Source organism: Coleofasciculus sp. G3-WIS-01, assembly GCF_040223135.1.
GTDB lineage: Bacteria > Cyanobacteriota > Cyanobacteriia > Cyanobacteriales > Coleofasciculaceae > Coleofasciculus.
In genome coordinates, this window is record NZ_JAVJZI010000139.1 from 12,571 (window position 1) to 27,713 (window position 15,143).

General features: G+C 45.5%; 13 protein-coding genes. 4 read left to right on the top strand and 9 right to left on the bottom strand.

Annotated features, from left to right (window positions below; genetic code table 11):
- Positions 1-81: 81 nt before the first annotated feature.
- Complete coding sequence (locus RIM23_RS13625; protein ID WP_446367790.1) at positions 82-1,320, bottom strand: tetratricopeptide repeat protein; 1,239 nt, start codon at positions 1,318-1,320, stop codon at positions 82-84.
- A gap of 293 nt (positions 1,321-1,613) precedes the next feature.
- Positions 1,614-2,831: an RNA-guided endonuclease InsQ/TnpB family protein gene (locus RIM23_RS13630; protein ID WP_446367791.1), complete on the bottom strand. Its 1,218-nt coding sequence runs from the start codon at positions 2,829-2,831 to the stop codon at positions 1,614-1,616.
- Between the two features lie 152 nt (positions 2,832-2,983).
- Between RIM23_RS13630 and RIM23_RS13635 the strand changes: the two genes are divergently transcribed.
- Positions 2,984-4,429, top strand: coding sequence for a YcjF family protein (locus RIM23_RS13635; RefSeq protein ID WP_446367792.1), 1,446 nt, complete (start codon positions 2,984-2,986; stop codon positions 4,427-4,429).
- Between the two features lie 120 nt (positions 4,430-4,549).
- Here the strand turns inward: RIM23_RS13635 and RIM23_RS13640 are convergent, their stop codons facing one another.
- Positions 4,550-4,768 carry a hypothetical protein gene (locus tag RIM23_RS13640; RefSeq protein ID WP_446367793.1) on the bottom strand — a complete coding sequence of 73 codons (219 nt, stop codon included), beginning with the start codon at positions 4,766-4,768 and terminating at the stop codon, positions 4,550-4,552.
- A 398-nt stretch (positions 4,769-5,166) separates the two neighbouring features.
- Positions 5,167-5,790: an alpha-ketoglutarate-dependent dioxygenase AlkB gene (locus tag RIM23_RS13645; protein ID WP_446367794.1), complete on the bottom strand. Its 624-nt coding sequence runs from the start codon at positions 5,788-5,790 to the stop codon at positions 5,167-5,169.
- A 162-nt stretch (positions 5,791-5,952) separates the two neighbouring features.
- Between RIM23_RS13645 and surE the strand changes: the two genes are divergently transcribed.
- Complete coding sequence (gene surE / locus RIM23_RS13650) at positions 5,953-6,630, top strand: 5'/3'-nucleotidase SurE (RefSeq protein ID WP_446367795.1); 678 nt, start codon at positions 5,953-5,955, stop codon at positions 6,628-6,630.
- Between the two features lie 93 nt (positions 6,631-6,723).
- On the opposite strand, the gene RIM23_RS13655 is transcribed toward surE, so the two are convergent.
- From RIM23_RS13655 to patD, 4 genes are all read right to left on the bottom strand, one after another.
- Positions 6,724-8,382, bottom strand: a complete 1,659-nt coding sequence (locus tag RIM23_RS13655; RefSeq protein WP_446367796.1) for an ABC transporter ATP-binding protein — start codon at positions 8,380-8,382, stop codon at positions 6,724-6,726.
- Between the two features lie 247 nt (positions 8,383-8,629).
- The gene (locus RIM23_RS13660) at positions 8,630-9,151 is read right to left on the bottom strand and encodes a hypothetical protein (protein ID WP_446367797.1); all 522 of its coding nucleotides are present in this window, start codon (positions 9,149-9,151) and stop codon (positions 8,630-8,632) included.
- A gap of 133 nt (positions 9,152-9,284) precedes the next feature.
- A complete protein-coding gene (locus tag RIM23_RS13665; protein ID WP_446367798.1) occupies positions 9,285-9,869 on the bottom strand; it encodes a zf-TFIIB domain-containing protein in 585 nt (194 codons plus the stop codon).
- Positions 9,870-10,052: 183 nt separating this feature from the next.
- Positions 10,053-10,412: a heterocyst frequency control protein PatD gene (patD, locus tag RIM23_RS13670; protein ID WP_446338263.1), complete on the bottom strand. Its 360-nt coding sequence runs from the start codon at positions 10,410-10,412 to the stop codon at positions 10,053-10,055.
- 529 nt (positions 10,413-10,941) lie between these two features.
- Here patD and RIM23_RS13675 point away from each other — a divergent pair.
- Entirely contained in the window at positions 10,942-13,197 is a 2,256-nt protein-coding gene (locus RIM23_RS13675; protein ID WP_446367799.1) for a RelA/SpoT family protein, read from the top strand.
- 163 nt (positions 13,198-13,360) lie between these two features.
- On the opposite strand, the gene RIM23_RS13680 is transcribed toward RIM23_RS13675, so the two are convergent.
- Positions 13,361-14,176, bottom strand: a complete 816-nt coding sequence (locus tag RIM23_RS13680; protein ID WP_446367800.1) for a Uma2 family endonuclease — start codon at positions 14,174-14,176, stop codon at positions 13,361-13,363.
- Between the two features lie 166 nt (positions 14,177-14,342).
- Here RIM23_RS13680 and RIM23_RS13685 point away from each other — a divergent pair, with 166 nt between their 5' ends.
- On the top strand, positions 14,343-15,137 hold the full coding sequence (locus tag RIM23_RS13685; protein ID WP_446367801.1) for a DsbA family protein: 795 nt from the start codon (positions 14,343-14,345) through the stop codon (positions 15,135-15,137).
- Positions 15,138-15,143 lie beyond the last annotated feature (6 nt).

Here is a 15,143-nt window from a genome sequence, read left to right on the forward strand (position 1 = left end):
GACTGGTTAATAATGGCGGTGACTAACCTGGATGGGGGATTATGTGCCTTTGTTTCAGGGGTTTAGGGTGGGTTTTTGGGATTAAAGCAAGGCTTTAATTTTCTGCCACAATTTTACCAGATTTTGATGCCATTTTTGCCAACGCCAGCGATTAGTCGCCAGGTTTTGTAGCATCCACAGTTCATCATCATCCGGCTTCAAGTTTAACGCTTGATTGTAAGCGGTGACGGCTTCCTGATAGCGTTGTAATTCTTGAAGCGCATTTCCACGTTCTGTCCAGTAGTTATAATCTTGTTTGAGTTGCAAGGCTTGATCATAACTGTCAATCGCTTCTTCATAGCGCCTTAACCTAAATAAAGTCTTACCGCGCAAATACCAGGTCTGGTAATTCTTCGGGTGAATCCGCAATGAGTGATCATAACACTCAATCATCGATTCGTAGTCTTTTAGATTTAAAAGTACAACCGCTTTGGTGTTCCAGGCTAACTCATAATCTAGATTACTCTCCAAGGCGCGATCGCAACTCTCAATCGCCTCCTGATAACGTTCTAGGTGATTTAAGATCATCGCCCGATTATGCCAAGCTTTAGCCGAATTGGGATTTACTTTGATCCCTTGATCGAAGGATACCAGCGCCTCTTGATAACGATGTAACTGATACAACAGAAAACCGCGACTACAGCAGGTTTCCTCATCATCAGGTTGAATTGCCAAGGCGTTATCGTAGGATGCAATTGCTTCCTGCTGGCGATTTAATTTCCGTAATGTGTTCCCCCGATCAATCCAGGCTTTCCTATAGTTGGGGTTAATCGCTAAGGCGTGATTGTAGGAGTCAATCGCTTTTTCATACCGCTTGAACTTCCGCAACGCTATTGCCCGGTTGTACCATACTTTGACATCATTTGGGTTTAAGGTTAAGGCTTTATCGTAGGACGCGATCGCTTGGTCGTAGTGTTTTAACGTTTGTAGTGTAATCCCCCGGTAGTTCCATATTTTTGGATGATCAGGATTAAACTGTAAGGCTTTATCGAAACTCGCTAAAGCTTCTTCCTCACGTTCTAAATGGTGTAACGCTACCCCCTGATGATACCAAGCTGAGGTGCAATCGGTCTTAAGTGTGATTGCTTCATCGTAATAAACAAGCGCACCTTCATAATCTCCTTTTTCGGCTAAAGCATCTGCCTTTTCTACCTTTAAATCAGCCTTTTCTTTAGCGGTTTTACGGTAGGATAAGGGACTGGAAATTGTTAAAGTTGGGTGTGAATGTTGTTGAGATTTAGGGAGGGAATCCCACTCATAACTCATTTCGTTCATTAACATAGGCAGCAGTAAGGCGTGATCTAGATTCCAGCTTAATTTTAGCTGCCAAGCCGTTAAGCTGGAATCTTCCTAAATAAATAAATTTTGTCAAAATAGTTTTTCTATAGAGTTCAGGGTTTAGAGGGATGAATGTTTCTTATATTTGTTGTGCAGAGAAAATAAAACTGAATAGAGACTTTACCGACAACCTATCTACGACAAGGATGACCCGGTAAGGCTTCTGCAAATCCTCTGAAAACGTTATTGTAGTGAAATTGACACTCCCCCGGTTAAAAACGCGGGGGATTCTTCGTTCATCCAATCACCTTAGAGTATTGACTTTCATCAATGCAAAAGAGGGCGAGTTGTCCCGAAGCGTTTATCCAGTATTCCTGGAATGTTCCCGTATGCCCTACGGTACGAAGTGCTTCCTTGAGTATGTTGATTGCAGCGTTCCAATCACGGTCTAAAACAAATCCGCACTTACACTTGTGTGTTCGAGTTGACAAAGATTTTTTGACCGTACAACCGCAATTAGAACAATGCTGGGAAGTGTAGTGAGGTTTAACTGCAACCGTTGCTACACCAAACACTTTTCCGAAATACTCAAGAGTGCGTCTAAATTCAGACCAAGCTGCATCACTAATCGATTTAGCTAGGTGATGATTTTTGACCATATTCCGCACTTGCAAGTCTTCATAAGCTACCAAGTCGTTAGACCGGACTACGCACAATGCAGTCTTTACCGCAAAGTCTTTACGTTGCCTACTGACTTTCAAGTGTTTCTTAGCTAACTTCTGTTTGGCTTTTTTGTAGTTGTTAGATTGTGGTTGACCCTTTCTAAACTTTTTAGAAACTTTCCTTTGAAGTCGTTTCAATTGTTTCTCTGATTTCCTGAGAAATCTAGGATTATCAACTGTCACACCCTTTGAGTCGGTATAAAAATGGTTTAAACCGACATCTAATCCTACAGTATTGCCTGTTGGTATTTTATCCTCAGTTCTATCATGGTCAATACAAAACTGAGCATAATAACCATCGGCACGACGCACTACCCTAACTCTTTTTATTTGGTCAAGTTGGTAGTAATTTAAGTCACGAGTACCGTAGAGCTTGAACTCTCCAGCCTTAAACCCGTCAGTGAATGTGATTGAATCACGATTCTCTGATAGTTTCCAGCCTGAGGTTTTATACTCTACAGAACCATGATTAGAGCGATTCTTTTTGTACTTAGGATATCCCTTCTTTCCTTTGACTTGCTTTTTGCAGTTATCAAAGAATCTTGAGATAGCTGCCCAGGTACGTTCTGACATCGCTTGTCGAGCTTGAGAATTTAGTTTCCCAGCCCATGGAAACTCTTTACTTTTGCCAAGAATCGTACAATACTTGGATAAGTCATTACGGCTTTTAGCATGACCGTCTTCCCAATACCGAAGGCAAGAGTTACGGATAAACATACCAGTACGAATAGCTTCATCAAGCCGTTCGTACTGATATTTTTTACCTTTTAACTTACCTTCGTAGACAATCATTTTACCGCGTGGAGCTTATGGTAGAATTATAGCGTACCTGAACTGAAACTAGCAACTAAAGTTGCTAAACTAAACGTATCGCTCGGTTTCATCCCCCGGTTAAAACGCGGGGGCTTTCACCATTGTTAATTGGTAAGGTTAGAAAAAAAGATATGGCGGTTCAGTTGCGGCGACCTATTTTAGTGGGCGGTATTGCTTTATCCTTTGGATTATGGCTGCTCCCGACTTTACATCAGTCAGTGGCGGAGTGGGGAGAAGTTGGACTCTTGGGCGCGATCGCACTCGGTACTGGGGTATGGTTGTTTAACCAGGGAGGCTCTCGTCTGGTGGAGTTGTCACCCCCTTCTTCACCTCTAGATCGAGGGACTGTAGAGAGGGCGATCCAAGAGGCTGAATCCGCGATCGCTCGCCTCGAAACAGAAGTCGAGAACCCCTATATTAGCACATCGTTACGACAGCAGGTTTGCCAATTAACCGCCCAATTGGAGCGACAAAACCTGGAACTGCTGATCACCGGGGGTAAAGGCGTGGGAAAATCTCGCTTGGCGCAAGTTTTAGCATCAAAGGGGTTATCGGAGCAATTCCCCACAGTAAGCCTACAAGAAACCACCGCCTTATCTGCAGGCGATCGCACTCAGGATCTGATCCCAAACTTAGATTTAATCCTCTTTGTGATCACCAGTGACTTGACAGATTCAGAGTTTCAGCTTTTACACCATCTCAAAAGCCTCAATCAGCGAATTCTCCTAATCTTTAATAAACAAGACCAATATTTACCCCCAGAACGAGTGATAGTGTTGCAACAATTGCGACAACGACTCGTCCAACTCTTACCCCCAGAGGACATCGTTGCGATCGCGGCTTCCCCCACTCCGGTAAAAGTACGCCAGCATCAATCGGATGGCTCAGTCAAAGAATGGCTAGAGGAACAACCCGCCGATGTAACGGCTCTGACTCAACGATTAAACCTGATCTTAACTGAAGACGCCCAACAGTTGATATGGGGAACAACCCTCAGAGCGGCGGTAAGCCTAAAAGCCGAAGCCAAAACCGCCCTAAATCAAGCCAGACGCGATCGCGCTTTACCGCTGATTGAACAGTATCAGTGGATTACCGCCGCCACTGCGTTTGCTAACCCGGTTCCCGCCTTAGATTTACTCGCCACGGCGGCAATTAGTAGCCAATTAGTGATTGAATTAGCCGGAATTTATCAGCAAAAATTTTCCCTATCCCAAGCCCAATCCGCTGCCAAAACATTGAGTAGTTTAATGGTTAAACTCGGTCTGGTGGAACTCTCCACCCAAACTATTGGTAGTATTCTCAAAAGCAACGCTTTTACTTATATAGCTGGCGGTGCTGTACAAGGGGTTAGCGCGGCTTATCTCACCCGATTAGCGGGTCTTAGTTTAATCGAATATTTCCAAGAACAGGAGATTACTCAACAGACAGCAACCGATCAACCCTTAAACCTTGAACGCCTGAAAGAAAAGCTGCAAACTGTTTTCCAACAAAATCAACGGATGGGGTTTTTAGCAGGATTTGTTCAGCAAGCAGTAAGACGTTTGCGTTTAAATTCTTGTCCTAAGGTGTCCGTCTAGTCATAGCAGTAGAGACGTTCCGGCGGAACGTCTAATCAATTGTAGGGGTGGGTTTTACCGATAAGGTTAACGTAGAGACGCGCCATGCGTAGAGACGCGCCATGGCGCGTCTCTACAGGATTACTGTTCTGCGTCAGTCGTAGAAACGAAAGGAATAGAATCCCCCCCATAACCCACATCAAACACAATAGCGAATTGTAAATTAGGCATCATCCGCTTCAAAATACGCAAATGACCTTCAGCATCGCCACGACGACGGAAGTTACCCACGATGACATGTTGCAAATTAGATTGCAAGCGGACAATTTTCCACGGACTTAACCTGTCTTGATAATTCATAACACTCTTTCCTATAAAACCCCTTATGTCAACGACCCATGACTAATGGCTAAACACGATAGTCAGGGCTTTTGATTATGGATAGAGAACCCTGTGAGATCATGTTTCAGTCTTATATAGTGATACAGCTTTCATCAGCGCTATCGGGATAGAGTCCCTGGTACCGCGACCTTAGACGTTAAAACTGTGTCAGGGCACGTCTACAGGTTGTCCGAAAAAAGAGATTTTAGCAAGAGGAGGCGATTGAAATCGCTGCTACACAAACTTTCGTCCGCCTGCGCGGACTAAATTATAAAGGGGGTGGCTAACGCGGATTTGGTATTAGATGATTTTTAACGGGTGCATCTCATTTAAAATTTAGATTTGGGATTTTCTAAGCTTTACAGATTGGGTCACAATTACTTATAGGGGAATAAAACCTCTCGAAACGTGAGCGAAACTCTCCGACTTCTGACTAACTCTTGACCTTGATACTTATCCTTTTTGCGAGGAGGAATGCCATGTTGCCACTGATAGCGGGCAACCCCTTGTAAAATAATTAAACTTCCAGGTAATAAAAGAAAAGGAATCTGGGTTTGCGTGGGTGGATGGGTTAAGTTCATCACACAACGACTCCCCAAACTCAGGGAGATAATGGTATTACCAAAACAGGGAATGCAGTCAACATGATTGGTAATTCCTTGACCGGGTAAATACTCATTGACAATCAGTTGATCGGGAAGAATTGGGGTTACGCGATCGCGAACCAGTCGTTGTGCCAGTTGATCTGCCCAATCTGGCAATTCTCCTAAGTAGCTGGCGGATGCTAATGTCCGTTTTTGATATTCATAGCGATACCCATAATGTTGCACTCGGCGTTTTAATTGGGTTGACCATTCCTGTTGGTCGATAATCTCCAGTAATTGATTTTGCTCCTGGGTATTGATATAATCGGGAATATAGTTTAGTCCAGGTATATCTGGCACAATAGATTCTGAGTTATTGTCTACATTGAAGTTGATAGATTTTGAGGATGGTATCATTTTCTATAAAAATTTAGTCTATAATCCGATTAAGTAGCCCATGTAATTTTAACATATCAAAAATATTAATAGATTCATTAGTAGGCTTGTAGTAAGGGCTTTAGCCCTAGAAACGATTTACCGCTATGCTAGAACATTGGTGTTATCCGTTATGCCCATAAGATGACTTTAATTCTCACCAATGATGATGGAATAGATGCTCCAGGGATTCAAGCACTCCAGCACGCCGTCAAGGGTAAGGGCGTCATCGTCGCGCCTCAAACCCATTTATCCGGTTGTAGTCATCAAGTTACGACGCATAAGCCTATCCATGTCCAACAGCGCTCAGAATTTACCTACGCGGTAGCCGGTACACCCGTCGATTGCACCCGTCTCGCCCTGAGTCAACTGGTGCAAAATCCCCAATGGGTACTCTCTGGGATTAATGCAGGCGGTAATCTGGGGGTAGATATCCATATTTCCGGTACAGTCGCGGCGGTACGGGAAGCTGCAATTTTGGGAATTCCGGGGATTGCGATTTCCCACTGGATTAAACGCCCCTTGGTGATTGATTGGCAAGTGGCTAGTCGTTGGACAACCAGGGTGTTAGGGGAGTTATTTCAACGTTCCACTCCTCCAGGTATGTTTTGGAATGTCAATTTACCTCACCTAGAACCCGGTTCTCCAGAACCCGATATCGTATTCTGTAAACCGAGTACCCAGCCTTTACCCGTTAACTATGTTGTAGAGGGTGATCGCTATTACTATAAAGGAGAATATGCCAAACGCGATCGCGCCCCTGGTACAGATGTTGATATTTGTTTTGGGGGTAGTATCGCCGTGACTCTTCTTTCTCTTTGAATTCCCAATTTTCACGGGGAATCTAGAAACCTGCGTCTGGGCGGGTTTATTTACATCTGGGTGTAACCGAAACGATAGTAGTAAAACCCGCCCCTACACTGCCAATAATGGAGCGGCTTGTAATAGGGTTTGGGTATAAGGATGCTGGGGATTGGTAAACAAAGTTTCCGTTTTTGCCATTTCCACAATCTGACCCCGATTCATCACCGCGATCGCGTCACAGAAAAACCGCGCTACCCAAAGATCATGGGTAATAAATAAATAGGTTAACTCAAATTCTTCTTTTAGCGATCGCATTAATTCTAGTACCTGCGTCTGCACAGTTGCATCCAGCATACTCACGGGTTCATCACAGATAATCAAACTGGGGCGAGTAATCAACGCCCGCGCGATCGCAACTCGTTGCTGCTGTCCCCCGGATAAGTCCCTGGGATAGCGGTGGTAATAGTCTGCTGGGGGAGTTAAGCCCACCCGTTCTAGCATTTCCATCACCTGATGTTTCGCTTCTATGGGTGTCGCCAAGTTGTGGATAAACAAGGGATCAGCAATACTATCACCCACTGTCATTAAAGGATTCAGACAAGCCAACGGATCTTGAAAAATCATTTGGATATGTCGCCGCATCTCCCGTAGAGATTTCCGGTTCAGTTGGGTTAAATTTATGCCTTGAAATTCAACAGTACCAGAGGTGGGCGGAATTAGTTGCAAAATGGTGCGCGATAGTGTACTTTTGCCACATCCCGATTCTCCCACAAGTCCCAAAACTTGACCCGGATACAGGTCAAAGCTAACCTCATCCACTGCTTTGATAACTTGAGCAGAGCCCGAAAACAATTGGGCGATAAAATTTTGTTCTAAGGTGAAATATTGCTTTAAATTTTGCACTTGGAGAATGGGTGTCGGGAGAATGTTCTCCCCCGGTGTAGAGACGCGCCATGGCGCGTCTCTACATTGTTCGTGATCATTCACCGTTTGCATAAGCAGCGCGGCTTGCAGGAGCGATCGCGTATACTCATGCTCAGGGTGGTGTAAAATATCCCCAACTGCCCCCATTTCTACCAGTTTGCCCTCATACATCACCGCTACGCGATCGCAATATTCCCCCACCATTGCCAAGTCATGAGAAATTAACAACAGCGCCATATCCCGTTCTTGGCAAAGTCGCTTCAGTTCCTGTAAGATCTGAGCTGAGACGGTGACATCTAGACTTGTGGTTGGCTCATCAGCGACAATCATCTTAGGATTGAGTAGAAGGGCGAGTGCGATCGCGACTCGTTGCCGCATTCCACCACTAAATTCATGGGGATACTGTGACCAACGGTTAGCAGGTATCTTCACCGCTTCTAGGGTTTCAATTGCCTTTTGCTTACTTTCAGAACGCGATAAGTGAGGTTGATGGGCTTGTAAGGTTTCCAGACAATGATCCCCAATCGTCATCAAGGGGTCAAGGCGTGTCATCGGATCTTGAAATACCAGCGCCACCACTTCCCCGCGAAACTGGCGCAGTTGAGTTGGGTTTAATTCAAAAACAGACTGTCCTTTAAATCTAATTTGTCCTTCAATTTTTGTTGCTTTTGGCAATAACCGCATCGCGGCGCGTCCCAGAGTAGATTTGCCACACCCCGACTCTCCCACCAATCCCAATCGTTCTCCGGGATTTAGGGTAAATGAGACATTATTCACCGCCCAATAGTCAGGATTACTTGGATAAGCAATATGTAAATTTTCGATACAAAATAGAGATTTAGTCATTCGTCATATCAGGTTCGGTTGAATACTTACATTACTACACCGTGTTAGAAAGTGCTGTACCCCTTGATTTTTCCAGATACCCAGTTGCGGTTAAACCTAACAGGAAGAAAAATTTTTCTGTAGGGGCGGGTTTTACCATTAGCGTTTCGGGTTAACCCAGATTGAACTAAACCCGCCCCCACTGTAGAGACGTAGCATGACAAAGAAAGTCGAAGCGATCGTTGTTTTTGCCGCGTTCGAGGTTATCCTACAAATTGTCTGGATCAATGCCCAATTCTCGTAACCGTTGCGCCAATTGCTGGGCGCGTTCTTCGGCAGCGATTGCGCGTTCTTCTGCGGCGGTAGCCCTTTCTTCAGCAGTGTTAGCCCTTTCTTCGGCAAGAATCGCTTGTTCATTATCCGTAGGAATCAACTCTCCTGAAGGAGTCATCCATCGCAACCATTGTGCGTTAATCTCACGAAATCGTCCTGACCACAATCCTAAGCTTAACCCTAACTCCGGCATAAAAAACCGATTATCGGTTAAATTCACCCGTTGATAATTCCCCTCAACTAAATCGTAATAAAGATTTAAATCACAGGCAGAAAACACCTGCTCCCAACTCCAATGGGTTGGTTGAAAGGTTAAAAGGAGTAGGAGCGGTTGAAAAAAGTGAAACTCATCGGGCAATCCAGGGTCCTCCGGATTATCACTGGGCAAATCGTACATTGTGGGCAAGGTTTGCCGGGGAGAATGTGGGGGATTGGATTGGGTAGGCAGGCGAATCATAATGATGTGAAGTATTGATGACTATTAAATCTATTCAACCATTTTAGTTGTATAATGATTGAAGTTCTTGATGCCAATCGGTGATTAACAATCGGTAGGGGCGGGCGACTCGCTTGCATAAATTATCAATAACCTATTTCGGATTGTGTCGTTGCCAGTTTCCGCCGACGCGCCGCATCAGGTAAGCGACACCAAAATCCCCATTGGGATGTTCCGCTAATTTTTCCCCCAACTCAATCACCTGCGCCGCTAAATCACTCCCTAATTTGTCAACCGTGGCTTGGCGTTCTTTTTGCCAAAGGTGCTGTTCTCGTGCTTTACTCTGCCATTCGTTGGTAAACAGTTGCTCAATTACGGTATGGAGTCCCAAACTTTCTAGAATGTCCCACTCCCCGTAATCGCACCAAATCCCGCGACAGTGAGAACACCGTTCCACATAAAAGGGCGTCTTGAGATTAACTTTAGCGCGAGAGAGATAGCGCTGGCACTCTGGACATAATGCGGCTTTGGTATCGAAAGGTGACTTGACAAAATTCACATTTAATGATTTCGGGGGAAGCTCAGGCATTATCTGAGCAGACGGTTGATGGGCTTGCCATGCTTCATACTCTTTGGCAGGAATCCAAGTGCCTTTACACTCTTGGCAATACTTCACGGCAAACTGATCCTCTAAATAGCCGTCTAAGAGTGGGACTTTTCTACATTTGGGACATTGCACCGATTTTCTTCCTCAAAGCACCTGTCCTTATTAAAACTCAAAACTCAGACGTAGCATTCTATGTCTCTACAGGGTTGGGGCGGGTTTAATTACATCTGGGTGGCAAGAAACGATAATGGTAAAACCCGCCCCTACACAATTCAAAACTCAAAACGCCCCCCTCGACAGGACTGGACGAGAGCGCTACAGTTGAAGCATGACACCACAGTATTGGATCAGGGTGTTCAAGCGATCGCGGATGATAGCCACCCTAGACTGAACAGTTGCAGAATGTCGCGCCGTCCGCAACATTAGTATATCGGTTTCTAGCAGTCGGATATGTCTATGGATTTCGGTTTGCCTAGACTGCCATGCTGAGACTTGTTCCTCATTGACCTCATCGGGATTGAGCGTGATAATTCGCCCTTGAAAGAGCTGTTTCACCGCCTGGAAACGCTCCTGGATCTCGGTTTTGTCTAACTCTTGACTCTGGGTGCTCTTGTGCAGGGTCTCTAGGACTTGTTGAAAGTCCTGATAGGATTGCCGTTGGGAGGGGACTAACATTATGAGACAGGTTGGTCTAGAATAAACGTAAAGAATCTTGTATTTTTGTTTATAAATGCAAGAATTTGCCACCAAGCTGAGGATCAGGTTTGAGTCTGAAAGTCAGCTAGTATTCTCATTTCAGAGCAACCAACGTGAAGAGGAGCCGTAATGGTGGTGTGGTACTGCCAAAACGGATTTCCTCTAAAACAGTTGCTACTTGCTGTCTTAGCAACCCGCTATTGACAACCATCTGCAAAAAACCTAGGGTGTTGGCTTCAACCAAGTCCTTTGGTTATTCAAGATTTCCCTGGAAATAAAGTCCGTGACAGAAGCGACATGTTGCTTGTGTACCGAATCCAAAGGATAGATATTTGGTAGTTCATGTTACTATTTCTCATCTAGGTCTAATTACTATACGGATAGTCTAGGGAATTTTGACCCGTTTCTGGAATTCACAAAAGCCAATAACTATACCACTAAATAGAGATCTTACTGCCATTACCGTTCAACCATCCTTATTATTGATAAATCTATCAGGGAAAAAATTATGAGTGCAACTGTCCTAACCACCACCTATAACCTAGACGTTCCCGACTGGTTGCAGGACTGTTTATCAACAGCCTCTGCCACCTCTGACCCATCAGCGCCGGATGAGGCGGCGTTAGTGGTGCGGGCGTTTGAATTTGCCTATCAACTTCATTCACAACAGTATCGAGCCTCTGGAGAACCCTATATCGCTCATCCTGTGGCAGTTGCTGGCTTATTAAGAGACTTAGGCGGCAACAGTACCATGATAGCGGCGGGCTTACTCCATGATGTAGTCGAAGACACGGATGTCACTCTCGAGGAGATTGAGTCAATATTTGGTGCAGAGGTACGCCATTTAGTCGAAGGAGTCACCAAACTCTCTAAATTTAACTTCTCCAGTAAAACCGAACGCCAAGCCGAGAACTTCCGCCGTATGTTCCTCGCCATGGCGAAGGATATCCGGGTGATAGTGGTGAAGTTGGCAGACCGCTTGCATAATATGCGGACACTAGAACATCTTAAGCCAGAAAAACAGCGTGCGATCGCCCAGGAAACCCGCGAGATTTTCGCCCCCTTAGCCAATCGCTTGGGGATTGGGCGGTTTAAATGGGAGTTAGAAGATTTATCCTTCAAGTATCTTGAACCTCATGCTTATCGCAAAGTACAGGAACTGGTCGCTGAACGGCGTCAAGACCGGGAGGAACGATTAGCCCAAGTTTCGCAGATTTTGCGAGAGCGCCTTACGGAGATGGGCATTCAATGTATGGACTTGAGTAGTCGTCCTAAGCATCTTTATGGAATTTATCAGAAGATGCAGCGCCGCAACAAGGAGTTTCACGAAATTTATGATTTAGCCGCGATGCGGATCATCGTTGAGACCAACGAAGAGTGCTATCGCGCATTAGCTGTCATCCATGATGCCTTTCGACCGATTCCAGGTCGGTTTAAAGATTATATTGGCTTACCGAAACCCAATCGTTATCAGTCCCTACATACAGGGGTAATTGGCTTCCATGGGCGTCCCATCGAAGTGCAAATTCGCACCCTGGAAATGCATCGAATTGCCGAATATGGGATTGCTGCACATTGGAAGTATAAAGAAACCGGGAGTTCTGATCCGACCCAGATTGGTGACGACGATGATAAGTTTACCTGGTTGCGGCAGTTGCTGGAATGGCAGAATGACCTGAAAGACGCCCATGAATATATTGAAAGTGTCAAGGATAATTTATTTGACGATGATGTCTACGTCTTTACCCCCGATGGAGATGTGGTATCCCTGAGTCGGGGCGCAACCCCCATAGACTTTGCCTATCGGATTCACACCGAGATTGGCAATCACTGTGCTGGGGTGAGAATTAATGGTCAGTGGCGAGTCCTGGATACGCCGTTGAAAAATGGGGATATTGTAGAAATTATCACCCAGAAAAATAGTCACCCCAGTTTAGATTGGTTAAACTTTGTCGTCACCCCCAGTGCTAGAAACCGGATTCGCCAATGGTACAAGCGATCGCACCGGGATGAAAATGTGGCGCGAGGTCGAGAATTGCTGGAGAAGGAACTGGGTAAAAATGGATTTGAATCCTTGCTCAAATCGGAACCCATGCAATCCGTCGCCGAACGCTGTAACTATCAGAATTCTGAAGATTTAATGGCGGCGTTGGGGTATGGAGAAGTCACCCTGAATTTAGTGGTCAATCGGTTGCGCGATGCGGTGAAAGCTTCACAACCTCTGGAAATTGAACCCGAAGAAATAGAAAATTTAGTTCCACCGCTACCGACAGCGAAAGCGGCGAGTGATCAGTGGACGGTTAAAGGCGAACCCATTGCGGGCGTCGAGGGATTAATGCATCGGATTGCTGGGTGTTGTAACCCGGTTCCCGGCGAACCCATTATTGGTACAGTCACCCGATTGCGGGGAATTTCGATTCATCGTCAAGGGTGTCCCAATGTCGAAAATATTGAGGGAGATCGATTAGTTCCAGTGAGTTGGAATCCGACGGATCAGGAGAGTGGGCGTCCCCAAACCTATCCGATTAATATTCAAATTGAAGTGTTGGATCGAGTCGGAGTTTTGAAGGATATTCTCTCCCGCTTAAGTGACCATCATATCAATGTGCGGAAAGCTCAGGTGAAAACTCAAGACGGTAAACCCGCGCTGATTGATTTGTGTATCGATATTCGGGATTACGGACAATTGCAGCAGAGTTTCGCTCAAATTAAAAAGATGAGCGATATTTTGAATCTGCGGCGGATCAGCGATATTAATGAATGAACAGGTTAAAGTTTTAGAGACGCTTCTTGCATTGCGTCCGTAGGGGCGGGTTTTACGACTATCGTTTTTTACCTCACCCAAATGCAACTAAACCCGCCCCGACCAATGTGTAGGGGCTCTTTTCACGACTATCGTTTCTGACTCAGAATTAAAGCGCGATACGTTAGGACAAAGTGTTGGGATCAATTCCCAACTCTTGCAATTTTGCCATTAACGCCTGATTGCGTTGCCGTTCTTCCTCTAGGTTGTTCGTCATCGCGTCAGCGCGTTGGCGTTCCTGTTCAGCGCGTTGGCGTTCTTGTTCGGCGCGTTGACGTTCCTGTTCGGCTTGTTCCGCACTCCACAGCAACAGGTTCCCAGACTCATCCCACCAGCGTAACCAATGGGTTGTTGAGCCTAATCGAGTGCCATACCAGATACCTAAAAATAGCCCTAATTCAGGAACCCAGTAGCGTCCTTCCGCTGTGGGTTGTTGCAATAGGTATCGATTATCTTGTAACCGACGGACTTCTAGGATTAGTTCTAGGGGATTAAAGATGACATAGGTGGGAACTTGCAGAATTTGCTCATAGAAGTACAACTTCCCATAGGGAAACGTTGGTCGTACTGAGTATTCTCCTGTTTCCGTTTCTGACAAAAACTCCATGACTATCCCAACTGGACTTCCTTCCCGATTGGGGGTATAGCTGCGACGAATTACGCCTTCTGCAACCGGTAATACCTGGGGTACATACAGCCAATCTGGTGCTTTGACCACAATTCTCCGATTTACCGTCGCCACAAGCCCAAAATTAGAAGCGATTAACATTTGCGAATTCAGGCGATTGGCTGCACCTAAGGCGTCTGTCACTGCGGCGGCGAGGGGTGGTTGTTGAATGTTTTCCACGGGATCATCAGGCAGGATAAAATCGTCGGGAAGCTTTTCCCAGGTAACTAGGGGTTCTTGGCGTTTGGCGGAGGTTGGAGTTTGCAGAACCATCTGAGATTGTTTAACCTTGGCGGTTGTTATATCTTCTTGTAGTGCGCTAAAGCGCCGACTACGAACGAACGGAACGGTGCTCGCAGTATTCCCTATAAACTGAATCTTACCTCTTGCCCGCCCGATACAATCAACAATGAATGATGAACCATAGACCATCTAAATTATGTACCCATTTCGGCTTTGTGCGATCGCGCTCTCTCATCTTTCCCGGTTGACTCAGACAATTGTGGGACTTTTGCTCCTTTTTATTACCTTACTCGGCTCTTCTCTACCCGTTCAAGCCGCTAACCCAGTTAGTCCCCAATTTGAAGAACAAGTGTTGCAAGTTATTCGCGAACACCCAGAAGTAATTCTAGAATCCGTTCAGGCGTATCAGCAGCTTGTCCAACAGCAACTCCAACAAGCCCAGCAAGCGTTTGTTAAGGAACTCAAAATGAATCCTCAAGCCGTTATTGGGGAGTCACCCACCACGGGGGCGTCTCAGTCCAAGATTGTCATGGTGGAGTTTTCCGATTTTCAATGTCCCTATTGTGCTAGGGCGCATAACACGGTGCAACGGTTTATGGCAAAGCATCAGGATGAGGTAACGTTGACCTATAAGCATTACCCTTTAGCCTCAATTCATCCCCAAGCTATCTCAGCAGCGAAAGCAGCATGGGCGGCGTTTCAACAGGGGAAGTTTTGGGAGTATCACGATGTGCTGTTTACTCAGCAGGAAAAACTAGGGGAATTATTTTATATTGAAACAGCCAAGGGTTTGAAATTAAATGTAGACCAATTTAACCGCGATCGCAATAGCCAAGCAGCAGAAACGGCGATTAGTCAGGATATTCAGTTAGCTGAGAGTTTGGGAATTACTGGGACTCCCTTTTTTGTCATGAATGGGGAGGTATTCACCGGGGCGATAGAATTAGAAGAGATGGAGAAACGTTTCACTCGGGTTAAACAGTCGTTATAAGTAGGG